The organism is Sutcliffiella horikoshii, from assembly GCF_008180725.1.
In the GTDB taxonomy this organism is placed as follows: domain Bacteria; phylum Bacillota; class Bacilli; order Bacillales; family Bacillaceae_I; genus Sutcliffiella_A; species Sutcliffiella_A horikoshii_B.
In genome coordinates this window covers 326,909-351,300 of record NZ_VTEV01000002.1, presented here as the reverse complement: position 1 = coordinate 351,300, position 24,392 = coordinate 326,909, and the positions used below count along the sequence as shown (strand labels likewise).

The window sequence follows — 24,392 nt, the reverse complement described above, 5'->3', positions numbered from 1 at the left end:
CTCATTTGGCAGCATTTATAAGATTAAAATCCCCCGACCATCATAAACACTATCTTTATTTTCATTTCGAATTGCCCGATCCAGCGCCATAATTAACGCAACAGCACCATCAATACGTTCTGTACTTTTCTCTTTATCAGGCTTTATGTTTCCTGCAGGGTCGGTTTTGACAAAGATGTTATCCATCATCCATCTTAAAACTGGATTTCCACCGTGAACGATTCTTTTCTCAAGTGTAATTTTCATCAACTCTTTAGATGCTGGCGACATATCCTTGTACCCTTGTCCAAAAGGAACAACAGTGAAGCCCATTCCTTCAAGGTTCTGAACCATCTGTACAGCGCCCCATCGATCAAAAGCAATTTCCTTAATGTTGTACTTCGTTCCTAGCTCTTCAATGAAAGCCTCAATGAATCCATAATGAACAACATTTCCTTCAGTCGTTTTGATATATCCTTGCTGCTCCCAAATATCGTAAGGAACATGGTCTCTCCTAACCCTTACTTTCAGGTTTTCATCTGGAATCCAGAAGTAAGGAAGAACAATAAATTTCTCATCATCTGTTCTTGGTGGGAAAACCAATACAAAAGCCGTAATATCCGTTGTGCTTGAAAGGTCAAGTCCTGCAAAACATTCTCTTCCACGGAGACTATCAAGATCGACTGGATCATCACACGCATCCCATTTCTCCATTTGCATCCAACGAGTCGATTGTTTCACCCATTGATTTAGTCTCAGTTGTCTAAAGATGTTTTCTTCAGCTGGGTTTTCCTTCGCACTAATAAATGCATTTCTAACTTTCTCTATGTCAATGGTATGGTCCAATGATGGATTGGCCTTATACCAGTTCTTTTCATTAGTCCAATCGTCATCATCTTTAATTCCGTAGATGACTGGATAAAATGTGGGATCAATCTTTCTTCCCTCCATAATGTCCACCGCTTTTTGATGAATCTCATAACAGATTGAATTTCGGTCTGTACCAGCTGTTGTAATTAAAAAGAACAGTGGCTGAAGACGAGCATCCCCAGAACCTTTTGTCATAACATCAAATAGCTCTCGGTTTGGTTGAGCATGCAATTCATCAAAGACAACCGAGTGAACATTAAGACCATGTTTCGTGTATGCTTCAGCAGATAGCACCTGATAAAAACTATTAGTAGGTTTATAGACTAGTCGTTTCATTGACATAATGGGCTTGAATCTCTTCCTAAGGGCTGGTGACTGATCCACCATCTCCACCGCAACATCAAACACAATGGAGGCCTGTTGTCGGTCAGAGGCACAGCCATAAACTTCTGCTCCCCACTCACCATCAGCACAAGTCATTAATAAAGCTACAGCAGCTGCGATTTCACTTTTACCATTTTTCTTTGGTATCTCAATATAAGCAGTGTTGTATTGACGATAACCATTTTCCTTAACCGTTCCAAATACATCTCGGATAATTTGGTCTTGCCAAGGCAACAGGTCGAACGGAACCCCTCGCCATTGACCTTTCGTATGTTTTAAGCAGTTGATAAAGTTGACGGCATGTTGGGCCTTTTTCTCGTCATACACCCTTACCACCACCTTGAAAGAGCATAAATTCCATCGGGTCATCTGCATCACTTGGTTTGTCCGCCACAATTCTAGTCCTTGATGAAGGGGTTAATCCAAACTGCTCACAGAAACGATTCATGATTTTTAAATAGCTCTGAGCAATGGAAACCTGCGGCACCTGTTGCCAATATCCTGAAGGGGTTTTGACAATGGTTCCGTGCTTGGTGATAAACTCTTCGGCCTCTTTCCATCTAGCATAGGCTTGGCAGTATCCGGCAAAGGCAGCCATATCCACTTCAGTCAAGATTCCTAATTGCTCTAGTTGTTTAACCATTCTTCGCCACTCTTTCTTAGCTTCCGGTTCCAGCCAAGATGGGCATCTTGGTGCTTTCTTCTCTGGTTTTGGTTCCTTCTTATTCAAATCTCTCTTTCCAGGATTGCCTTCCAATGCTTTCAGTGCAGTTGGCTTTGGTTTCCTTCCACGTTGAGCCACAGGCGCCACCTCCTTTCAAAATTGGCATAAGAAAAGAGCCTACCTTCTGATAGACTCCAATTGATTCATTCCTTTAGTTCTTCCATATTTCCATCTTGAACTCGCCTTCGAAAACCATCCAGCGTACTTCTCCATCTTCAAGTTGCAGGACTAGAATTCCCGGCAGAAGATATATCTCATCTTCTTGGTATCCTGCTTCTATCAATTCTCGTTTTTGCTGGAGCAGTAGTTCCATTCCCCTCACCGCATCAACGTTCCCTTGCAACGTCTGAATCATATCTCTGGTCATTCAAACAACCTCCCTGTGTTTTGGTATGTCTATACATCACTCTAAACACAGGGATTATCAAGTTAATTATCGCCCTTAATTCCTTTATAATTGTAATTGCCCTTCTTGATTTCCTCATGGTCTGCTTTGACCGCCTCGCCATAGTCGTCCCGTTTGGATTCCTTATCCTTGCAGCTTAAACAAATGCAATCCGTATTGTACATGGACATAATCCGTCCGCCTTTTAAACTGCCTCCACAGCGATCACAGTGCGTTTGTGTGAAGAACTTATCCATTCGGTTCACTCACCTTTCTAAAGGCTCCACTTCCTTCAAGGTTGGCGAGGAGCACCTTCCTTGTTGTTTTATATTCACTACCGTTCATCCCAAGGCGAATGAGCCAGGTTCTGAAGGCGTATTTTGGATTGTCATCCTGAACTTGCTTGAAAGAAGCTCGTTTCTGCTTTTGGGCATTTTTATTGATTAATGAAGCTAGGTCTTGGAAGGCTCCAATCTTCTCTGCATCTAAGCTGTCCGTTGCTAGTTTGATAGTGAATTTCTCGTTTTCAAAATCAAATGTTAAACCCGGGAGTCGCTCGAATCCAAGTTCATCTAAGGCTTCCTTGAACTCTTCGAAAGTGCTTGTTTCTTTCATACTTAAATCCTCTGCAAAGGTTCCATCCATGAGTGGTCCTTCTAAATCAAAAGCCTTCATAACCAGGTGCTGCTTACTAAAAAGCATGTTTACTAGATTCCTTAGTGTTATTCCTGTGTGGCCTTCCAATGGAAGTGTTAGCTCCATCCCATCAAGGTTTAATCCTTCTGCTGCAGGCTCTTTATTGTTCACATTCTCTAGGTCTTCCCTCGTTGCTGGCGGGTTAATAATCTCTTCGAAAGTCTGCTCTTCCCCAGTTGAAATGGTAATCTCGCCAAATCTGTCGATGGTGTAGGTTTCCTCTTCGGTTACAATTTCGTAGTTAAATGTGGGTGCATTGAGAAACTTTGGTTTTACTCCTAAAAATTCTCCTAGCTTTTTGACCATTTCTTTTCGTTCCATTTTCATAACCTCCTGTGTTTTGGTGTAGTACATATATCACTCTAAACACAGGTAATAGCAAGTCATTCCGAAAGAAATACGTATATTTATAGACCAATAGAAAAAGGCCTTTTTAGGCCCACTCTAGTTGTTTTCAATTGCTGTGTATCTTGGATAACTGTAACCTTCGCTGTTTACTAAAACTGTTTCACCAGTTTCTTTATTGATGACTCTGATGCAGCGAGCCTCTCGATTCGTATTCACTCCGCCATCTTCTCGTGTGATCCAAGGCTGGTCGTTAAAGAAGTCACTTGCAAAGTTATGAAAATCCCTATCTTCTAACTCCACTTCTTTTGTTACGATGTATGTTTGACCTCGCTGCCCTTGTTTCATAGCTTCTTCCGTGATTTCCTTTAGTTCCGCTAGACTACTAACTTTCCTTCCGAACAGTACTTTCATTCCTCATCACTCCACCTCTACGTATTCCATGATGATTTGGAGGGCTTCACCATAGGAGCTAGATGCCATTACCTGCTCCCTTACCTCTTTAGCTTGTTCCTCTTTCCCGTCTTCTTTTAGCGTTTTGCTCACACGCCCAAGGATGGAAAAGATATTGCCATCTTCGCCGATAAGTTTGCATGGTGGTTTTTGGTTTTCTACCATCGCTCTGCCTCCAATCTCTTCAAGGTAGTAGCATATTGCCATACACGTTGGAGCATAGCAACTTTCTCCATCTATAATATTTCGTCAAATACAGGTTTCGGAACATCTGAATACGCTACCTTATCTCCATCCCGTTGTAAGAACACATTGGCATCCGTTCCCCCATGCTCGATATATCTTTTGACTATTGCATCTGCATATTTTTCATCGAGTTCAATCGTATAACAAATTCGGTTTGTTTGTTCGCAAGCCATGAGCGTGGACCCACTCCCACCAAAAGGATCCAGTACGATACAATTGCTCATACTGCTATTCTGAATTGGATAGGCGCACAAGCTAACAGGTTTCATCGTTGGATGAAGCGCATTTTTGGAAGGTCTGTCGAAGTTCCAGATGGTACTTTGCTTTCGATCGGCATACCAGTTATGCTTGCCATTCTTTAACCAGCCAAATAAAACCGGTTCATGTTTCCATTGGTATGGACTTCGACCAAGTACGAGACTTTGCTTGGCCCAGATACAAACACCAGATAAGTAAAAGCCTGCATCCTTGAATGCCTTTCTGAAGTTATAACCTTCCGTGTCTGCATGGAACACATAGATGGATGCATCCTTTTCCATGCTAGCAGCCATATTTTTATAGGCTTTAAGCAGGAAGTTATAAAACTCTTCATCTTTCATGTTATCGTTTTGGATGCTACCTGCTTGAGATGAGTAGTTTACATTATAAGGCGGGTCCGTAACTACTAGATTTGCCTTTTGGCCATTCATAAGAATTTGATAAACGTCTGGATCTGTACTGTCTCCGCATACTAAACGATGCCTTCCTAATAACCACACATCACCTTTTTGGGTTATGGCTGGTTCAGCTAATTCCTTTTCCACATCAAAGTCGTCTTCCTTAATATCTTTATCATGAACCTCGTTAAAAAGCTGATCGATTTCAGGTGGATCAAAACCGGTAAATGAAACATCGTAGTCTAAGGATTGCAAATCTTGAATAAGGTCAGCTAATAGCTCTTTGTTCCACTCGCCGCTAATTTTATTTAAAGCAATATTGAGAGCCTTCTCTTTTGTCTTATCAACATCGATAACGACACAGTCGATTTCTGTAAATCCTAATGTTTTTAAAACCGATATTCTTTGATGCCCACCAACAACCGTCATATCCTTATTTACAATGACAGGTTCTACATATCCAAATTGCTCAATGCTATTTTTAATCTTTTCAAATTCACTATCTCCTGGTTTCAATTTCTTCCTGGGGTTATAACTCGCAGGAATTAATTCATCGATGGGCAGCTTTTTAAATTCCATCATCCTCACTCCTAAATCTCGATTTGATGTAACAATCATGACTGCAGAACTTCCGGTTCTTGTTTCCGTAGCAACTGAACGTTTCACCACATTGTGGACACGTATAGGTGTAAATAGCTGCTTCTCTTTTCTTCCTTGCTTGGGGATTTTCATTCCACCATTTTCTGCGGCAGTCATCAGAACAAAACTTCCGAACCCTTCCTCTTTTCTTTTGCTTAATAGGCATTCCACAGGAGGAGCAGAGTACATGATTTTTCATTTGTTCTTTCACATTTAATGCAACCACTTTTGCATCACCATCAAGTCCATTGCGTTTGCAAAAGCCACGGACATTATCTCGGGATTGCCCCAACACTGCAGCGATCGCTTGGTACCCGACTCCTTTAATGCGAAGGTCATAGATTTGTTGCTTTTCGTATTCAGTCATCACTCCCACTCCTTTCTGCGTAAACCGTGTGCAAAAGTGCAATAAAAAAGCGCATAATTCAGCTTTTCATTAGGCTAAACATGCGTTTTATTCGTATTTTTTATTTATTTAACAAGAAGGCTTTTAACCCAGTACTGACAAGGGTTGAACGCCATTTTAATCATTCCCTCAAACAAACCTTTTCGCAAAATAGTGAGTACCCCAAACCCTTACCACTATTAAGGTTAAAGGTGTTTCCAAGCTCTCAAGAGTAACCCCCCTTGTGTAATTCCGCGAAAATTCGCATGAAGGGGGCGCGCGGTCGCCATATAAAAGGTTGTAGAGATTTGACCTCCCCTATGGGTCTCTCAAAAAGAGTAAACTGGATACTGATCTTCTGTTCTTGTCTTTCTGTCATGACACTTCTTACATAATGGTTGCCAATTGCTTTCATTCCAGAACAGTCTCTGGTCTCCACGATGAGGTTTGATGTGGTCCACCACCGTTGCTTGAGTCAGCTTTCCTTTCTGTTCACAGTGTTTGCAAATAGGATGAGCGTTTAAGAATCGTTTGCTCGCTTTCCTCCATCGGTTATCATAACCACGCTCGCTTGCGTTTGCTCTATCATCAACATGAAGCTTTGCATGAAACTCACAGTACTTGTCATCCGTTAACAAAGGACAACCGTTGTGTTTGCATGGCTTCTTTGGTTTCATTGGCATCTTTCTCAACTCCGTATTTCCTTTAAATTAAAGAAAGCCCAAGAAGATATTCCTTCAAGGGCTGTTGTTTAAGCTATTTCTACAGTTTATACTTTAGCACACTTCCAACATGGCTTATAATGGCTTTTCATGGCTTCTTTTAAAAAATAAACAAAAACCCTTAAAGGACATCACCTTCAAGGGAGCTATTCAAAGACTCAAATGTATTCTATTGTGGTATCTTCTAATATCCGATTCGCTTCTTTCAATGCTTTCTTATGCAATCGGTAAATCCAACTCACCTCATAACCCATCATTGCAGCTACTTCATCCCAAGTTCTCCCACTTAAATAACGAAGTTCAAGAAGTAATCTGTAAGAAGGATTATCAATTCTAGCAATGAGACTTGCCAACTCACGCTTTAAATCTACTAAGCTATCAATATCAGTATTTATTTCTTCTTCAAGACTCATCAACTTAACTAGGGCATTTTCCATCGGGGAACGTTGCTTTGTTCCTTGAATTTTATCAGTCTGGAGAACCGATGTTGTTTTCAAAGCTAGGTCTCTTAACACTGCGACTTGTTGTAACTTACTATTTATAGTTTCATCCAACTTGGCCGACCGAGAAAAATACTCTTTTGCATCCACCATAGTTCCCTCCTGTCTAATTGCTATACTAGCTACCATCACCACCACTCACCCCACTAATTTGTTTTTCAATATCTAGCTTGTAAAGATTGATAATCTCATTCCGATTAGTAGCATCGAGTGCTTGAATATGCTCGAGTGCTTTTTGTCTATCCATTTGTAATTCGGGTAAGGTTTTGTAGAAACTGCAATTAGTTCCTTCGCATGTAAGAACTCTTAAAATCTTGCACTTTCCATTCTTGTAAGCGAAACAGTCCTGTTCACGCTTCACTACTTGTTCAATACTATCCATGAGGAGCAACCTCCTTGTATCTATTCACTCTCGCCTTCACTGCTTCAATGAGAGCAGATTGACTTGTGTCTTTATCTTTTAATGCTTTCATCACTCGTTCGTCGATTGAATCTTTCGCAATAATGTGGTGGATCACAACCGTTTGCTTTTGTCCCTGTCGCCAAAGTCTAGCATTTGCCTGCTGGTAGAGTTCGAGACTCCAAGTAAGGCCAAACCAAATGATAATGTTCCCTCCTGTTTGAAGGTTCAGCCCATGTCCAGCTGATGCTGGGTGGGCTAAAAGAACCTGAACCTTTCCTTGATTCCAGTCCTTAATGTCTTGATCTGTTTGAAGGATCCTCGGCTTTAATTTCTTTAAATGGTGTAAAAGCCTGTCCTTGTCATGTTGGTAGCCATAAAATACAAGCACTGGTTTCCCACCTGCTGCTTCCACCAATTCATCCAAAACTTTTAATTTTTCATCATGTATATGTTTCACTTCTCCATCTTCATCGTAAACAGCGCCATTAGCCACCTGTAATAATTTATTGGCTAGAACTGCAGCTGAACCTGCCAACACATCTGTCCCCTCCAGTGTTAGAATCAATTCCTTTTCCAAAACCTCATATTGTTCCTTCGTCTTCTTGGGAAGTTCCACTGTAATGACATTGTCCATTCTTTCAGGTAATTCGAGGTAATCTTTGGCCTTCATACTCACGCAGATATCGGAGAGCTTTTCATAAATGGCATCTTCCGCTCCATCTTTTAACTTCCAAGTGTAAACAATCATTTGATTACGCTTATCCGGAAGAAAGTATCTTTCTCTATAACCAGTGACTGTTTTACCTAATCGTTCTCCACCGTCGAGTAAATAAATTTGTGGCCACAAATCAATTAAACCGTTTGGTGCTGGCGTTCCTGTTAATCCAACCAATCGCTTAATAAAGGGCCTCACCTTTTTTAAGGATTTAAATCGCTGAGCCTTTGATGATTTAAAGCTAGATAACTCATCAATGACCACCATGTCAAAAGGCCAATCGGAATCAAACCAATCCACGAGCCAAGTGACATTTTCTCTATTGATAATGTAGATATCTGCTTTTTTATATAAAGCTGCTACTCGTTGTTTTTCACTACCGAGCACTTTGGAAATTCGGAGCTCATTTAGATGATCCCATTTCTCCACTTCTTCTTCCCAAGTTGTACTTGCTACTCGGAGCGGAGCAATGACCAGAACTTTCGCCACATCAAAGTAGTCATACATCAAATCTAAAATTGCCGTTAAAGTTGATACTGATTTTCCCATCCCCATTTCAAGAAAAAGAGCTGACTTCTTTTTATCAATAATCCACTGGGTGGCATAGGCCTGGTAATGATATGGTTTATAAATCAAAGGACCATCTCCTCTAGCATTCGATCGACCGCTTCATAGCTATCAATCTTATAAACTTTAAACCCTAGTGCCTCAAGCTGCTTTTTTCGTTTTCGCTGCAAGGCTCGTAGCTTTTTAGCTGGTGCCTTTAATTCCGCAAAAGCAACCTTTGAACCATTAAAGAGCACCAGCCTGTCTGGCACACCTGCAAAACCGGGTGATACAAGCTTTAATGCCAGCCCGCCATGTTCCTTTACTTTCTTGTTTAGCCTTTGTTCAATCCTCACTTCATTCATCAAAGAGCCACCCCTAATATTTAATGTTTACACCCAGACCCCTATCAGACCAAGGTTTCCACCCTTTTTGTAAACAAGTAAACAACAAAATCGTTAATTTATACTTATAAGCGTATATGGACGTATAGGTTATATGTATTATTCCCCATACTCTCTATTTCTTCTTATATAGATATATATGTTTATCATGTTTACAAAGTATATAGAGTAAGAGAGACAAGGGTTAAGGTGTAAACAATGAGAAAATTTCAAAGTTTACATGTTTACAGTTCTTCTCTTCTAAAACCTCTTTGAATTCCATAATTCGTACCAAACCGAATAGAAGTCATTCTTTTCCAACCTGATGTATGTTGGATAATCGTGTTGATTTCTTTCGCATCGTACCTTGTCATCATCGACACATCTTTTTGAAAAAGCTCTTCCCACACCATCTGAGCACACACTTTGTTGAGCTTCATAGCCTTCTCTGTTTCGTCGTTTGGTTGATCCATATGCAAATATGTTCGTCTCGTACCAAGATCTAGCTCATACCAGTTGGTTGGTACTGTCGTTTCAAGATAGCTTCTAATGCTCTCCGTGATTGGATTTTCCTGCGTATGGGCTGCTTGAAGTTCTCCTGCTTTCTCTTCGATTTCTTTGCTTAAAGCCAAGGTCTCTCCCTTTTCAAACAATACCTTTGCCTCCGCCCATATTTGGTCCACTTCCTCTTCCGTTAAATCGTCCCACATGTTTTTAGTTCCTCCACCATTCACTACTATCGGTAAAAATCGGCGGTTCCCTGTTGGGTCATTCAAAAAGTCATAATCATTTGTCGTACCAAAAAACACGCACTGCCTCTTAAACGTTTCATTATGTCTTCCATAAGCAACTCGAAAGGTATCCTCAGACTTAGAAATAAAATGCTTTACTGCTTCGATATCTGCTTTCTTTGTTGCTGTTAATTCTGCCATTTCTAAAATCCACGCTCCCTGAAGTTGCTCGTAGGCTTCTTTGCCCTTGACGGTAATCAAGGAGTCCGAGTGCCATTCCTTACCTAGAAGCTTAATAATGTAACTTTTCCCCACGCCTTGTGGACCAACGAGAACAACACAGTAATCAAACTTTGCCCCAGGACGATAAATCCTTGTAACTGCGGCTGATAAGATTATTCGGGTAAAGGTCCGCACACAATCGTTATCTTCCGCTCCAAGGTAATCGATCATGATCGTTTCAATCCGTTCTTTCCCGTCCCACTCAAGACCATTTAAATAATCTTTGATCGGGTGAAACGCATGTTTCACTGCGACTTCACTCCATGCATCCCCAATAATTCCGGCTCCCTTAATGCCATAGACAGAGTAAAGATAATTTCGTAAACTGGCGTCATCAGTATCAGACCAATAATCTCCTCGTTCCGCACTTCTCCAAGGTAAATCATCTTTGATAACTACCCGGTGGACAAAGTCATTTAAAGCAATCCGATCTTTTAATGCTGGATCGTTCTCAAGGATAAGAATGACGTTGGGTGCACTCGAGACGATATTGCCTTTTTGATCTCTTGATAAATCCGTTAACCATTCCATCTCCTCATCGTCAAAGTCTTCAGCTGCAAGGCTCAACTGCTCTTTACCGAGTGTCAATTTTACCTGCTTGTCCTTCAAAGCTTCTTCAACCATTGCTTTATAAGATGGCAGTCGATTGATAGGCGTTCCTTCTTTGGCTGTTTCATCAAGCTCACCAAATAAGTGGATACGAACCAAGTCAAAAGCGTTAGATAGCTTTCCACCGACCGGGTCAGTTGAATGATGAGAATAGGCAAAGTCTCCATTTTCATAAACCACTAACCCGCCAGAAGTTGAACCCGCTAAATATGTGTAACGGTTGGGATCCTCACAAGTACTGTAGACATCACCTAAGTACTTCTCTATTACATCCGTAACCGAGTAAGTCCGACAAAAGGCACCGACAACTCCTTCTTTGGTTTTTGGGTCACCTTGCTTATCTGCTAGCTTCTTTCGGTCTTGAACGGTTCTTGAGCTTTCCGGCCAGTAAGATGAATCCTGCCAGTCCGGATACCTTGCCAATACAATATCTGGGTCCACCCAAGGCTCGTCCAACACTTTAAAAACAAACTCACCATCTGATGGTGTTGAAGGCCAATACATCAATCGATGGACTTGGTAAGTTGTATCATCAAAGAAATCAATCCCAAGGTCAGCTGCAATCCTCCTCGCAATCGGTACATATTCATCAGCAGTAACAGGTCTTGATAAAGGAATCACTAATCGTAGCCTTGGATTTTTAGTATGATGTTTATGGGTAGAGTAGATGGCACATCCGTGGCCAAACATTGTCTCCACGGATGCCCATAAATCTCCTTTCACGAAGTCGGCATCAAGGGTGACGAGCTGACGCCAAACAACACTATCATGCTTTCTTCTGCCACCCTTTATCGTTCCACCAACAAAACCACCGACATCTTTAATTTCATCTTGCTTTGATTTAGATAGCTTTTTGTACTCTTCATAGGTTTCAGGGGTTCTTACCGTTTGGGTTAGTTTATTGACGAGTTCAATCCAAGGCATTTCACGGTTTTTCCAACCTGTCTCTTTCCTTGACCTACCAACCGCAATAGATAACATCCCATCATGTTTTAAAGTTTTCACCTTCTTTGGTTGTGCAATCATAAGCTCACCTTCCATGGCTGGTATGCATTACGCAGTTTTATTTGTTCGTTCAATTAAAGGTACTAATCCCTTTTCTCGTTTTAATAACTCATAAAGAAACAATCTTCCTTTTTGTGTCCAATAGGTATGCATGACACTTCGCTCCGCATCAATGGCATGAGTCTTTGATTGCGTATAGCCCATTTCCGCATACTTTTGATAAAGGAGCCACGTTTTACCCATTTTATATTGAACACCCAGCTCATGAAGTAGAGCATTTAACTTTCTCGCAGACAGTCCATAATCTTTCGCAATCAGGCTGATTGGTACAACCGATTTATTCTGAAGAACTAAGTCGTAATAAGATGCTTTCGGCTTTAGTTCACCAATGATTTGTTTATGTTGAGCATTTTCAAGCTCCAATTTCTTAGCTCTATCTTTTGCTTCTTTGTACTCTGTGAAAATCTTAATGCCTAAATCTGGATTTTTAAGAATATCATTAAGAAGTGACTCAGAAGCATACAGCCCATGTTTTCGGATATCAGGCAGTACTTCATCAAAAATCCAATGTTCGAATTGCTCCGCCTTTTTCTTTACCTGCTTATTCTTACTTTGAGATGCAGCACCAATAATTAAGCGATATACATCTCCTTCAGGAATAAAATTCTTTTCAATAGTCTTTCCTTCACTTTGCGGATGAGGTACCTCCCTTTTTGTTAGGTACCTACAATGATTGGTTAAAGCTTTGTGAGGGTTACTATAATTAAGCATTTTTGCCACATCTGTCGCAGGAAAATACTCTTTCCCATCAATCACCATAATTTCTAACTGACCAAATTCTGCAGAACTAAACACTCGTAAGTTATTCATCTTTTATTTCCTCCTGTTCAATTTAATCCTTCATGTAATAATCCGTTTCAAAGCTATCTGCTCCTAACGGTAAACCCGGAGCCCATTTAATCGGTTGCCCCATTACTTTCTCTACTTCTTCCTTAGATCCAGTGCCAATTGGTATATCCAATACGACTTCATCATGAACATGAAAGTTTATTCGGTAACCAACATCATTCAACTTCACCATCGCTTCAGCAAGGCAATCTCTAGCAATGGCTTGAATGATATTCTCCGTCAGCTTCCCGCCATAAGTAGGAATCCTGCCCCACTGTTTGGATCCTTGTTCCGTTCCCTCGTAGGTCAATTGCTCTTTACCAAAGCGCTCATCAATACCAATTCTCGGTCTTACATAGGCAAGTGAGCGCCCTGACGATAAAGTAATAAATAAAATTCCCTTTTTATAATGGAAGGTGAGACCGTATTGCATTTTTACAACTGCTTTTTCTTTCACTGCTTTGATTGCTGCCGCTTCAACTTTCCACCAAAGCTTCACAATCTTCGGGTTAGCCTCACGCCATGCAGAAACTAACTCTGGAAGTTCTTCTTCAGTTAAACCCATTTCTAAGGCTCCCATTTGAGTTAAAGCACCTTTTGAGCCACCGTATCCAAGAGCCAGCTCAGCAATTTTCCCTTTTTGCCTTAATGGACTTCCTTTATCAATTGTTTCTATAGGAACCTTAAACATTTGAGCTGCTGAAGCTTCATAAATCTTCCCATGAGACTGAAACACTTCCATCCGCCATCGTTCTCCTGCCAACCAAGCAATCACTCTCGCTTCAATTGCCGAGAAGTCCGCTACAATAAAACGATGACCCTTTGACGGAATAAAAGCTGTTCGAATCAGCTGAGATAACACATCTGGTACACTAGCAAATAGAATTTCCAAAGCTTCATAGTTCCCAGATTTCAAAAGTTCCCTTGCTATGTGTAAGTCACTCATACTGTTTCTTGGCAGGTTGTGAATTTGTACGAGCCTACCAGCCCAACGTCCTGTTCTATTTGCACCGTAAAATTGGAGCAACCCTCTAATTCTTTGATCCTGGCATACGGATCGTTCCATAGCTTCGTACTTCTTCACTGAGGTTTTGGACATGGCTTGTCTCAGTTCCAACAATCGTTTGACCTTAGGGTTTTCTACTTCACCTATTAACACTTCAACATTTTTCTTCGCTAAACTATCCACTTCTACACCTTGTTCAAGTAGCCAGTTCTTTAATTGTGCAGGGCTATTCGGATTTTCTAGCCCGGTTAAACGAACTGCTTCTTTTAAAAGATTGTCCTGATAGGTTGTGTCTGCCAAAATGGCGTGTTTCACTAACTCTTCATCCACTTGTACGCCCTGATCATTGATATGTTGATCCAGTTCCCATAGCTTTTGTTCTACCGTTGTTATTGGGAATGCTTCTAGTTTCTTTCGAATCTGTCTTTCCACTTCAACGTCTTGCTTACAGTAATCTTTGAATTTATTCCATTTTTCTGCATCGTGCTTCGGTAGATTACGAGTTCTTCCTCCATTCACTTTGGTAGCTTTGCACGGGATCGAAAAGTAACGGATTAAGGCTTTTCCTTCTTTCATTTTCTGTTCATGTAGCTTGAGGGACTTGGCTACTCCATCAAGATGTCCTGGTAAGCCAAGCATTAACGCATGAACGGAAGAACAACGCCACTGCTCAGGTGGCATGGCTAATTGAAAGTATTTTGACAAACAAGTACGTTCAAAATTAGCATTGTATGCTGTTTTTATAATTGCTGGATTAACTAGTGCGTCTAATATTTTACTAGGCATCTCTTCACCAGAAGCAAGGTCAATGATTTGTACTTCTTCATCATCAACTGCATATGCAAGAAGTAATATTTGAAAATCTTCTGACTCACAGTAGTTGTAAACCCCACCTTTCGTGAGGTCCACAATACTGTATGTTTCAATGTCGATGGACAAGATATTCATAAGGATTAACCTAGAATGTCATCATCGTCATCGCTATCATCAGCAAAATCATCTTCAGCACTTCTACGGCCACCAAGTGGTTCCCCATCATCCGTCTTCATAATGTTTTGAAGCCCTGCAGCAATCCCGCGATTACCATTTACATTGAACCCATAAAAGGTTAGGCTCACTCGTCCATAACAACCGGAATAAAACTCACTTTGGTCCATGATTGGATTCAACTCAGCATCGACAATCCCTGGCTTCATTTTGCTGTTGGCATTAATGAAATAGGAATCTGCATAAGCCTCGTCATCTTCACGATCCACATCACCATCACGCAGAGGTGTCTTCAGATTTGAAGGTACTTTACCACCAAACTTGTCCTTATTTTCTTGAGTGGCTTTTTGAATCGCATCTTTGATTTTTTTAATCGTCTTCTTATCTGATTTTGGGATGATAATGCTCACCGAATACTTTAGGTCACTTCCATTTACACTTACCGGTTGATGTACATTCGCATAACTAAAGCGTACTGGGTTTTCATTTGTTCCAATCGTAATTTTTACCATAATTTATTTTCCTCCTCGTTATTGAAAATCTGCTTCTGGTGAAGCTTTTATTTCCGGTCGCTTGTCCTCTTCTGGCACGAGCTTTACTTTCCCCTGTGCTTTTGTAATGAAAGACCCAAGCAACTCTTGGAATTTCTTTTTACCAAGTTCTTTTTCCAGTGTTGTAATCGTATTAAGTGATTTCTTATAAATCACATCACCGTCATATCCAGCAGCAGTAAGTGCATCAACCACTGCATTTTCATCACTATATTTACGGCTGCCTCTGCCCTCGACCAATTTCATCCCTGGCCACTGCTTGTTTTCATCCATTGCCATGTTTAAAGCATATTCTTGTACATCTTTTGCCCAGCTCATCAGCTGATCAATTGAAGTTAACACTTCCACTACTTCATCATCTGTCAGTAACGGAGGTTTCTGAAAATCCATACAAGCAAGTTTCAGGTTTTCTTCTGCTCTCGCTCTACAGGTCGCTTTCACCTTGCAAAAACGACAATGCTCGCCAGCCATGAAGTCACCTTCACCCTTAAATGCTAATTCCGCCTTTGGCTTGACTATTGTTTCTGCCCATTCCAATAATTCATCCACTTTCATTTCATCCGTGGAGATATTGTCTAATCTGGGTTGCACAACGGTCATTAGTATTTTCTGAGTATCATAGAGTACACCAAAGTTGTTTAATGCACCTAAAGCGTACAGTCGCATTTGTGGGTTTTCCACTGCAGAAACCTTGACACCTTTCCCACCCTTAAGGTCAATAACTTCTAATCTATCACCATAAATCAGAATTATGTCCCCCGTACCGAAGGCAGCTGGCACCCACGGACTAAAATCTACTTTTTCCTCAATAAGGATGAGCGGGTCCTTGCTAGTTGCCTTAGCCTCATTCATTTTTTCAGTAGCAAAATCTACATATGTTTGGACAGCTTGTTCGATTTCTGCGTTATAAAACTCATTTTGTTTCATCTGCTTCAGCCTTTTGTTGAACTGAGTTTTTGTCATTTGTTTTAGGTAATAAGACAAATAGAGTTCTGACAGCTCATGCATGAAGGTACCTTCTTTGGCAAAAACACTTGTTGTTTCTTCGTACTGCTCTGACAGTCGAACACTCGGTGGACAAGCTAACCAACGACTTGCTCCAGAAGCACTTAAACTAGCATGTGCTCTTTCAGCATGGTTCTTGGCTTTTACTGTTGTTTGATTCATGACAATTTTTCCGCCCGTTGTAAGACTTCGGGATATTGATCAGTTGGAATATCACTCAGTTTCTTTACACCAAAACTGGTAATTAACTCTTTCACTTGTGCTTGCTTCCCGTCTTGTGATAAACCAGCAAGTTTTGCTCTTACATCCTCCAAGGTAGGTGGATTTGTTTTGGCTACTTGTTGCGTTTTCTTCGGCTTTTCTTTTTCCTTCGGTTCACTTTCTTGAGGCGTTGCCGCCTTTTTTGGTGTGAGGTTTTCCATTGCCGAAATTAAAGCTTCCATACTTTCAGCAAGGTTTCGTAAATCCTGCACCACATCTAGTGCGAGCTTGGTTTTACTCATACTTTCGCTCTCCTTTCTTTTCCTTTGGTTCATGCAACTGCCTTAATTGCTTGGTTAAATTTTAAATGTCCAACAAATAGCAATTAAAAACCAATCTTGTTTGAAGTACTTCATTATTTGTAGCTACAAATTATTCTTGAATTGTTGCAAAACCTAAATGGTTCCAAAATTTTGAATGTGATAAAATAGGTAATTATAGGGAGCAATCGAAATGGCCATTTGATTTGTTCCTTACGAGTTAAAGTTTATCTGGATATGGTTATTTTGTAGTTTGGATAAAGTCAGGATGAATTTAGGGAGAAATTAGGGTCTAATGAAAGGAGAAGCTGGGAGTGATATTAAATTTTTCATCTTATGCACAAGCAATAAAGAGGGCAATTCCGAAATCCACCAATAAGGAAGTTACGAATCTATTAATTGGATTTATCATTAAAGATGAAAATGTTCTTAATAAGAATGGGGAGCCTTATAGTTTAAATAGCAACACCATATTCCAATGGTGGCACCAAAATGAGGATATTCCGAGTGGAATTAAAACAGCCGCAGCTTCTCCAGCAATTTCATCAGAAGCTATAGATTATTTTGAAAGTAACATCATCCCTAAAATAAGCCCTCAAAAGGAACTTGATTTATATCATGAAATGAGGAGCATCATTGAAGCAGACACTGAAATCTCAGGTGATACACGTAATGATTTTCTTACACTTCATGAGAATAACAATCTAACAGAATTTCTAGTAGAAGTTTTTTTATACGCTATACAAAAGGACAATAAAAAAACTGGTCAAGTTAAGCAAAACCCTAAAGCGAATGAAGCTGTTAATATAGAAGAAAATTTAGCTAATTTACAAAAACTAATTCAAAAATTCAAAAAACCTGATGCGCAAACACCTCCTAAAAATTTTGATAAAAAGGAAATGACTTACGTAAGCGAACTTCTGGCAGCTTATGCAGATGACAATGGTAAAAAAGTAATTAGAAAAGAAGACATAGTAGAACACCCTAAGTACGGTGAAAATTTTCAGAGACACAGAAAAGATTACTATGCAGCTGAAACAATTCGACAATCTGCAAGAGACATACTACTAGATACCGAAAAAGATGAGTTTAGCATTTTAACAGAAGAGACTTACGATGGGATAATAGATGTACACGAGGATGACTATAATAACGGATATAAGCGTCTTAAAAGTGTAATGAAGCATGTAACAACCATCCAACTTAATAAGTCCATATTAAATAGTTTTCCAGGTTGGATCAGTACAAGTGAAAAAAAAGGTGTATGTCACATACTAGTAAACGATGGAAAAATAAAGTGGGTGAATCAAGATGAATAATCTGTTTAATTCTACATTTGAAACTTCATTAAGAATTCTGATTATTATGAGTGAATATCAAGATACCCACATTTCAGCTGATACGATTGCAGCCATTGATTTTATTTCTATTTATGGCGCTGAATTTAAGATTTCTGATACAAATCTTCACGGAGACAATCTCTTTATGTTTAGTGAATTCACAAGTCGAAGAACGCTTGTCCAACAAGGTGTAAAAAAGCTCGTATTGCAAAATCTAATTTCTGTTCTACCTAGTAAAGAAGGTTTTACTTATCGCATTAATAGTAATGGCATAAAATATATAAATTCTTTTGAAAGCCATTATGCTCACTCATATAAAGAAATGTGTCATAGAGCTCGGCAATACATTTTAAATCGAGCAGAAAAAGATGTTTTTAAAATGATAAATGAACACTCCATCCGTTCATTAAAGAGAAGAGGAATCTAAATGGCCAATTTTTTCATAAAGCAAATATACCTAACAGGGAATAATGTCGAAACTTCTTCTATTCAATTGGATAAAGGATTAAACATTATATACGGGCCATCAAATACCGGGAAAAGCTATATAGCAGAATGTATAAATTTTTTATTCGGAAGTAAGACAAAAGAATTCCGAATTGGGAATGATACGGGTTATAATTGTGTTTCAATGGAGATATCAACAAAGGGCGGAAGTATTATCCTTGATCGTAAATTTGATGATAGTAAAATAATTGTTAACAGTTCTAATCCAGACATTCCTTCCGGAAACTATAGTACTGGAAAAACTAAGCTAAATATTAGCAATTTATGGCTCCAATTAATGGGCATCGAAAATCCCCCGCAGATATTAAAAAATGAGTCTTTTGAGAGACAAGCATTAACCGTTAGATCATTTTTACATACATTTCTAATCGAAGAGGATAATGTGTTTCAAAAAGAAAGTATTCTTTTCAAGAAATCTGTCTTTTCTAAAACTGCAATACTATCAATACTACTATATTTCATAACTGGGAATGCGTTTGAAGATTTTGATCCACGGGAAGAAAAAAAGGTGAAAGAAGCAAAAAAGAATGCCGTTATTAAATACATTAATAATCATTTAACTGCCTTAGCAACTCGAAAAAATGAATTATTTAATCCTAGTCTAAGTGTCTATGAGACTCGCGAAAAAATTGATGCTATATTAAATGCAATATCGCACACGGAAGAAAAACTATCTATTGCCATTAAGCGAAGCAAAGATTTATCGAATGAAATATATAATTTAAACGATCAACTTGCCGAATCTAATATGCTTCATAACCGCTATAAAGTTCTGCGTGGACAATATAATGCGGATATTAGCCGATTAACATTTATTGTTGAAGGTGAAGTCCATAAAAATGAGGTTCAAAAGGTTTCGAGGTGTCCATTTTGTGACGGCAGCTTAGCAAAGGAAGAAGAAGAATCTTGCATAGAAGCAGCAGGAGCAGAATTACAAAAGATTGTTTCCCAACTTAAGGATCTAGAAGAAGCTGAGCATGATATTATTAATGAAATAGATAGTCAATACACCAAAAGATCGCGACTCGAAAATGAGCGCTCTGAAATAGAAGCTGTTATCAATTCAGAATTAAAACCAAAAATTGCAGAACTTCAACATTCTCTAAACGAATATCGACGTTCTATCGAGAATCAAAATGAAACCAATGTTTTAGAAAGATTTGAGAAAGAAATGCTCTATGATTTGCGTCAATTTGAAGATGAAGAAGAAAATGAGATTAAATATAAACCTAAGGACCATTTTGATCTACAAATAATGCATCAAATTGATGAAATACTAACAAATATTCTAGAAGAAAGTAATTTTGATAATTTTAGCTCTGCGTATTTCAGTAAAGATTCCTTTGATGTAGTCGTAAATGGCCAAGATAAGTTTACATTCGGTAAAGGATATAGAGCGTTTCTAAATACTGTTGTTGCTTTAACATTTATGGAGTATTTAGCTCAACATGGTGTTTTTTCAGCAGGATTACTTGTTATTGATTCACCAATCTTATCACTAAAAGAAAAAGGAAGTGAACAAGCATCTCATAGCATGAAAAAATCATTATTTAAATATTTGTTAGAAAATCAAAATAACGGTCAAGTTATAATCATCGAAAACGAAATTCCTCAATTAGATTATAGTAACGCTAACCTTATACATTTTACGAAAGATGTGAATAATGGTCGTTATGGATTACTAAATGGTGTGACCGAATAGTTGAAGTTAATTCAAATAACAGTAACACAAAAAAGCCCGCCAAGCTGTCATTTAAACAACTTAGCGGGCAGAACTTTACTTCACCTTATAATAATCAACATACCAATTAGCAAATTGCTGTAAACCATCTTCAATAGATGTTTTTGGTTTAAATCCAACAGCTTGCTGCAATAATTCGGTTGAAGCATACGTAACTGGGACATCTCCTGGCTTTATTGGTTCAAACACCTTTTCAAACTGCACTTCTCTTCCTAAAGCTTTACTTAATGTCTTCTCCAGTGTATTAATAAATGTCATCAGCTTTTCCGGATTGTTATTACCGATGTTAAACACCTTGTGAGGAACGGCATAAACTGGTGGTTTCCCGATAAGGCGTTCTATGCCCTCTACAATATCATCGATATAGGTAAAGTCGCGATAGAGATCATTATCAAAATCACCATTGTTAAAGATCTTAATTGGTTCACCAACAAAATATTTTTCCGTAAACCCAAAGTAGGCCATATCTGGTCTTCCCATAGGTCCATAAACCGTAAAGAAACGAAGTCCAGTAGCCGGTATTTTATACAAGTGGCTATACGTATGAGCCATTAATTCATTTGACTTCTTCGTTGACGCATAAAGGGATACAGGAGTATCTACAAAGTCTGTTTCTTCAAATGGTACCTTTTTATTAGCACCATAAACAGAGCTTGAAGATGCATATACAAGATGGTCCACTGGGTTATATCTACACGCCTCAAGAATATTATAAAAGCCAATGATATTACTTTGAATATAGACATCCGGATTCTCTATTGAATACCTTACTCCTGCTTGAGCAGCAAGGTTTACTACAACATTAGGCTTGTACTCTTCAAAGGTTCTCATTACCATATCCTTGTCTGATATGTCCCCTTTAATAAAAGTAAACTTCTCATAAGGTTCCAAATTTCCTAAGCGAGTATGTTTAAGATTCACATCATAGTAGTCATTGACGTTATCAATACCAATCACCCGGCACCCCTGTTCTAGTAGTTTCCTAGATAGGTAGTATCCGATAAAACCAGCTGCTCCAGTGATTAAATATGTTTTACTAGAATCAAGAGTTTTGTAATTCAAGGTTTTTCGACTCCTTAACAGCTGCTCTAATTGCAGGTTTTCTTCCGATTGAGTGGTACTCTACTCCTGCTTCTTGCATATCTTCAACACGATAAATATTTCTGCCATCATATACTAAAGGAGTTCTCATTAACTTTTTATAAATTTCCGGCGTTATTGCTTTTACTTCTCCCCATTCAGTGAAGATAAAGCAGACATTTGCATCTTCCAAAGCAAGCTCGATGTTTGAAACATAAGTGATGTTACCTTTGCCATTCTTACCCTCTGGATGAACTTTGGCAAAGTTTTCAGCACCAGCGGGATCATAAGCATAAATATTTGCACCTTTTTCTAATAATAAAGGCACATTCTCAAGAGATGCTGCCTCTCTTAAATCATCCGTTCCAGGCTTAAATGTTAGGCCTAACACCGCAACCTTAAGACCGTTAAATGTAATAAGTCTTTTACTGGCTTTCTTGTATAACATTGTTTTTTGATCTGTATTCACATCAATAGCCGCTTTAACTGTTTTGAGTTCATAACCGTTCTGTTTAGCAATATACTCAAGCGCTTTTGTATCCTTAGGGAAGCATGATCCACCAAAGCCAATCCCTGCATTCAAGAACTTACTTCCAATACGCTCATCAAAACTCATTCCCTTAGCTACATCCTGAATATCCGCTCCAACCAATTCACAAAGATTAGCTATATCATTCATATAAGAAATTTTTAATGCAAGGAAGTCATTTGACGCATATTTTATCATTTCTGCCGATCTCCTATTTACTGAAACAATCGGTAAAAGAAACGGCTCATAAATTTTCGTTAACAAATCTTCAGCCCATTTACTTTCTGTTCCGATAATGATTCTTTCAGCATGAAGAGTATCATGAACGGCAGATCCTTGTGCTAAGAATTCTGGATTTGATGCTACTTCTACTTTTACATCTTCGACTAAAAAGTCCTGAATAAACTGTTCGACTTTATCATTTGTTCCAACTGGTACTGTAGATTTAACAACAACTAAACAATCTTTCTCTACCGATTCAGCGATTTGTCTAGCAACTGTAGCAATGTATGATAAGTTTGCAGAACCATCTGGTTGCTCCGGTGTCCCAACCCCGATAAAGATTGCATCAGCATCTCGGTAAGCCGATTTGTAATCTGTTGTATAATCAATTCTTCCAACGTCGTAGTTTTTTTGCATTAGCTCTTCTAAACCAGCTTCATATATTGGAGAAGTCCCAGACTTCATTAGGTTCACTTTATCTTCATCTATATCAACACAGGTTACTTGATGACCCACTTCAGCAAAACAAACACCGGCAACTAAACCGACGTAACCTGTTCCAGCTACTGCAATTTTGTACATTATTACACCTTCCTACTATCATATATATTAAAAGTATGCTTAGTGACTTTGTAAACAAACTAGTTATTTCCCGCCTATAAATATTGGGGGAAGTGTATTTCTATATTTCTCTTCTTTTAACTTAAATTTATTTAATTTCGACGAAGATTTAATTTTGCTGTCACTACTTTAACAATTAACCCAACTTCATCTATTTTCATAAAATACAATATAATTAAATAAACTATTAAACCTATAACAATAGATAAAAATAGTGCTATAGTTTGGCTAGAAATAACAGTTAAATAGCTGAAAATAAACTTAGCAGTTGCACCCATAATAAATGCAGAAATTGAGATTTTAATAAATGTATTTAATAATGACTTCATACCAAAATGACCAATTCTCTTTCTTAAACTAAAAAACATTAACATTGCTGTAGTTATTGCAGCAAGACTAGTAGCCAAAGCAAGTCCACTTATACCTAAATACTTTGAGAGAGTAATATTAAGAATAATATTTAAAACCATTCCTATCGCTGCATTTATCATTGGTGTCTTTGTATCTTGAAGAGAATAAAACACTCTCGCCAATACTTCGCGAAGACCAAATCCTATTAGACCAATTGAATAAAAAAATAGCGCCGATGATGTTAATGACATTGCATGTAGATCAAAGGCCCCCCTACCAAATAATACTTCAACAATAGGTTTACTAAATATCATTGTACCTATTGTAGCAGGAATGATAATTAATGCTATTACAATAATAACTTCTTTCAAAGATTTCTTTAAGCCTTTAAAGTCTTTTTCTACCGCCAACTTGGAAAATGTAGGGAAAACAACAGTTGCAATAGACATTACGAATATTCCAAGAATAAAGTGATTTAACCTACTAGAATAATTCAGTGCAGAAATCCCTCCAACAACGATACTTGAAGCAATTGTTCTATCAATCAATACATTGATCTGATTAACTGATGTACCCAATATTACAGGTAGCGATAAATATATCATTGTTCGTAGATTATCACTTTTATAGTCAAGAACGAAGGAATACTTATACTTTTCTTTAATAAGAGAAGGGACTAAAAATAATACTTGAAATATTACTGCTAATACAAATCCAAGCGCTAATATCTTGGTTCCATAAACTGTACTTAATAAAATCGATAAAATTATTGTTATATTAAATGGTAACGTAGTTAGGACTGGTAGCAAAAATTTCTTTTTCATATTTAAGAAACCAGAGAACACATAATAAAGGCAATAAAAATAGATTCCCATAATACTTATTCTGGTATAACTTACAGCTAAATCTAGCGTTTCACCTTCGAACCCAACTGCAAATACTTTCACTATCTGTTCAGTAAAGCCAATAGTTAATATTACAATTAGCGTAGATACAATCAGAGTAAAATTTACAACATTATTCATAAAGCTTTTTGCTTTTTGTGCACCATCAATTTCCATAATTTTTGTATACATAGGTATGAAGTTCGTTGTGAGTCCTACACCTATAAAAGCAACTATTGTTCCTGAAATTGTTAGTGAAATTAAATAAGCATCACTTATATGTGATGCCCCATAATAGTAGGCTAGAATTAGTTCTCTAGAAAAACCCAAAATTTTCGAAAAAATAGTAAGTAATATTACTAGCCCTGCAATTCTTTTCATTCTTTATTCTCCATTTATTATTTATTTAATTAAGTAAATTAACCTTAGATATTTTTTTGGTTATTAAGCATTATATTTGCAATTAAAAGTTGTGACCACAAGACACTTTTAAAATCTCTT

At 38.3% G+C, this 24,392-nt stretch carries 26 protein-coding genes; 3 read left to right on the top strand and 23 right to left on the bottom strand.

Annotated features, from left to right (window positions below):
* Positions 1-15 precede the first annotated feature (15 nt).
* The 20 genes from FZC76_RS05695 to FZC76_RS05600 all read right to left on the bottom strand — a co-directional run bounded on the left by FZC76_RS05695 (position 16) and on the right by FZC76_RS05600 (position 16,598).
* Complete coding sequence (locus tag FZC76_RS05695) at positions 16-1,602, bottom strand: terminase large subunit (protein ID WP_392396816.1); 1,587 nt, start codon at positions 1,600-1,602, stop codon at positions 16-18.
* Positions 1,553-2,035 carry a phage terminase small subunit P27 family gene (locus tag FZC76_RS05690; RefSeq protein WP_148987289.1) on the bottom strand — a complete coding sequence of 161 codons (483 nt, stop codon included), beginning with the start codon at positions 2,033-2,035 and terminating at the stop codon, positions 1,553-1,555. The genes FZC76_RS05695 and FZC76_RS05690 overlap by 50 nt, the downstream gene beginning before the upstream one ends.
* Before the next feature lie 73 nt (positions 2,036-2,108).
* Positions 2,109-2,324 carry a hypothetical protein gene (locus FZC76_RS05685; RefSeq protein WP_148987288.1) on the bottom strand — a complete coding sequence of 72 codons (216 nt, stop codon included), beginning with the start codon at positions 2,322-2,324 and terminating at the stop codon, positions 2,109-2,111.
* A gap of 62 nt (positions 2,325-2,386) precedes the next feature.
* Positions 2,387-2,599, bottom strand: coding sequence for a gamma-glutamylcyclotransferase (locus tag FZC76_RS05680; protein WP_148987287.1), 213 nt, complete (start codon positions 2,597-2,599; stop codon positions 2,387-2,389).
* Positions 2,592-3,359 (bottom strand): virulence-related protein, encoded by a 768-nt coding sequence (locus tag FZC76_RS05675; protein WP_148987286.1) that lies wholly within the window; start codon positions 3,357-3,359, stop codon positions 2,592-2,594. The genes FZC76_RS05680 and FZC76_RS05675 overlap by 8 nt, the downstream gene beginning before the upstream one ends.
* A gap of 123 nt (positions 3,360-3,482) precedes the next feature.
* Complete coding sequence (locus FZC76_RS05670) at positions 3,483-3,797, bottom strand: DUF6329 domain-containing protein (RefSeq protein ID WP_148987285.1); 315 nt, start codon at positions 3,795-3,797, stop codon at positions 3,483-3,485.
* 6 nt (positions 3,798-3,803) lie between these two features.
* Positions 3,804-4,001 carry a hypothetical protein gene (locus FZC76_RS05665; protein ID WP_148987284.1) on the bottom strand — a complete coding sequence of 66 codons (198 nt, stop codon included), beginning with the start codon at positions 3,999-4,001 and terminating at the stop codon, positions 3,804-3,806.
* A 71-nt stretch (positions 4,002-4,072) separates the two neighbouring features.
* Positions 4,073-5,317, bottom strand: a complete 1,245-nt coding sequence (locus FZC76_RS05660) for a site-specific DNA-methyltransferase (RefSeq protein ID WP_148987504.1) — start codon at positions 5,315-5,317, stop codon at positions 4,073-4,075.
* The gene (locus FZC76_RS05655) at positions 5,307-5,744 is read right to left on the bottom strand and encodes an RNA polymerase subunit sigma-70 (RefSeq protein WP_148987283.1); all 438 of its coding nucleotides are present in this window, start codon (positions 5,742-5,744) and stop codon (positions 5,307-5,309) included. Before FZC76_RS05655 ends, FZC76_RS05660 begins: the two co-directional genes overlap by 11 nt.
* 347 nt (positions 5,745-6,091) lie before the next feature.
* A complete protein-coding gene (locus FZC76_RS05650; protein ID WP_148987282.1) occupies positions 6,092-6,445 on the bottom strand; it encodes an HNH endonuclease in 354 nt (117 codons plus the stop codon).
* A gap of 197 nt (positions 6,446-6,642) precedes the next feature.
* Entirely contained in the window at positions 6,643-7,113 is a 471-nt protein-coding gene (locus tag FZC76_RS05645; protein ID WP_262372466.1) for a DUF1492 domain-containing protein, read from the bottom strand.
* Positions 7,103-7,366 (bottom strand): hypothetical protein, encoded by a 264-nt coding sequence (locus tag FZC76_RS05640; RefSeq protein ID WP_148987281.1) that lies wholly within the window; start codon positions 7,364-7,366, stop codon positions 7,103-7,105. Before FZC76_RS05640 ends, FZC76_RS05645 begins: the two co-directional genes overlap by 11 nt.
* Positions 7,359-8,738 carry a DEAD/DEAH box helicase gene (locus FZC76_RS05635; protein ID WP_148987280.1) on the bottom strand — a complete coding sequence of 460 codons (1,380 nt, stop codon included), beginning with the start codon at positions 8,736-8,738 and terminating at the stop codon, positions 7,359-7,361. The genes FZC76_RS05640 and FZC76_RS05635 overlap by 8 nt, the downstream gene beginning before the upstream one ends.
* Complete coding sequence (locus FZC76_RS05630) at positions 8,735-9,013, bottom strand: PDDEXK family nuclease (RefSeq protein ID WP_148987279.1); 279 nt, start codon at positions 9,011-9,013, stop codon at positions 8,735-8,737. The genes FZC76_RS05635 and FZC76_RS05630 overlap by 4 nt, the downstream gene beginning before the upstream one ends.
* A 263-nt stretch (positions 9,014-9,276) precedes the next feature.
* Positions 9,277-11,679: a virulence-associated E family protein gene (locus FZC76_RS05625; protein WP_148987278.1), complete on the bottom strand. Its 2,403-nt coding sequence runs from the start codon at positions 11,677-11,679 to the stop codon at positions 9,277-9,279.
* 27 nt (positions 11,680-11,706) lie between these two features.
* Entirely contained in the window at positions 11,707-12,528 is an 822-nt protein-coding gene (locus FZC76_RS05620) for a phage antirepressor (RefSeq protein WP_148987277.1), read from the bottom strand.
* Positions 12,529-12,550: 22 nt separating this feature from the next.
* The gene (locus FZC76_RS05615; protein ID WP_148987276.1) at positions 12,551-14,500 is read right to left on the bottom strand and encodes a DNA polymerase; all 1,950 of its coding nucleotides are present in this window, start codon (positions 14,498-14,500) and stop codon (positions 12,551-12,553) included.
* A gap of 5 nt (positions 14,501-14,505) precedes the next feature.
* Complete coding sequence (locus tag FZC76_RS05610) at positions 14,506-15,051, bottom strand: DUF2815 family protein (RefSeq protein WP_148987275.1); 546 nt, start codon at positions 15,049-15,051, stop codon at positions 14,506-14,508.
* A gap of 18 nt (positions 15,052-15,069) precedes the next feature.
* Positions 15,070-16,257 carry a DUF2800 domain-containing protein gene (locus FZC76_RS05605; RefSeq protein WP_148987274.1) on the bottom strand — a complete coding sequence of 396 codons (1,188 nt, stop codon included), beginning with the start codon at positions 16,255-16,257 and terminating at the stop codon, positions 15,070-15,072.
* Positions 16,254-16,598: an rRNA biogenesis protein rrp5 gene (locus tag FZC76_RS05600; protein ID WP_148987273.1), complete on the bottom strand. Its 345-nt coding sequence runs from the start codon at positions 16,596-16,598 to the stop codon at positions 16,254-16,256. The genes FZC76_RS05605 and FZC76_RS05600 overlap by 4 nt, the downstream gene beginning before the upstream one ends.
* A 332-nt stretch (positions 16,599-16,930) precedes the next feature.
* Here FZC76_RS05600 and FZC76_RS05595 point away from each other — a divergent pair, with 332 nt between their 5' ends.
* The 3 genes from FZC76_RS05595 to FZC76_RS05585 are packed head-to-tail and all read left to right on the top strand — an operon-like array spanning position 16,931 to position 20,165.
* On the top strand, positions 16,931-17,935 hold the full coding sequence (locus FZC76_RS05595) for an ABC-three component system protein (protein WP_148987272.1): 1,005 nt from the start codon (positions 16,931-16,933) through the stop codon (positions 17,933-17,935).
* Entirely contained in the window at positions 17,928-18,383 is a 456-nt protein-coding gene (locus FZC76_RS05590; RefSeq protein ID WP_148987271.1) for an ABC-three component system middle component 2, read from the top strand. Before FZC76_RS05595 ends, FZC76_RS05590 begins: the two co-directional genes overlap by 8 nt.
* Complete coding sequence (locus FZC76_RS05585) at positions 18,384-20,165, top strand: AAA family ATPase (RefSeq protein WP_148987270.1); 1,782 nt, start codon at positions 18,384-18,386, stop codon at positions 20,163-20,165.
* Between the two features lie 75 nt (positions 20,166-20,240).
* On the opposite strand, the gene FZC76_RS05580 is transcribed toward FZC76_RS05585, so the two are convergent.
* The 3 genes from FZC76_RS05580 to murJ form a co-directional block, all read right to left on the bottom strand.
* Entirely contained in the window at positions 20,241-21,266 is a 1,026-nt protein-coding gene (locus FZC76_RS05580) for an SDR family NAD(P)-dependent oxidoreductase (protein ID WP_148987269.1), read from the bottom strand.
* Positions 21,247-22,617 (bottom strand): UDP-glucose dehydrogenase family protein, encoded by a 1,371-nt coding sequence (locus FZC76_RS05575; protein ID WP_148987268.1) that lies wholly within the window; start codon positions 22,615-22,617, stop codon positions 21,247-21,249. Before FZC76_RS05575 ends, FZC76_RS05580 begins: the two co-directional genes overlap by 20 nt.
* Positions 22,618-22,748: 131 nt before the next feature.
* Positions 22,749-24,272, bottom strand: a complete 1,524-nt coding sequence (murJ, locus tag FZC76_RS05570; protein WP_148987267.1) for a murein biosynthesis integral membrane protein MurJ — start codon at positions 24,270-24,272, stop codon at positions 22,749-22,751.
* Positions 24,273-24,392 lie beyond the last annotated feature (120 nt).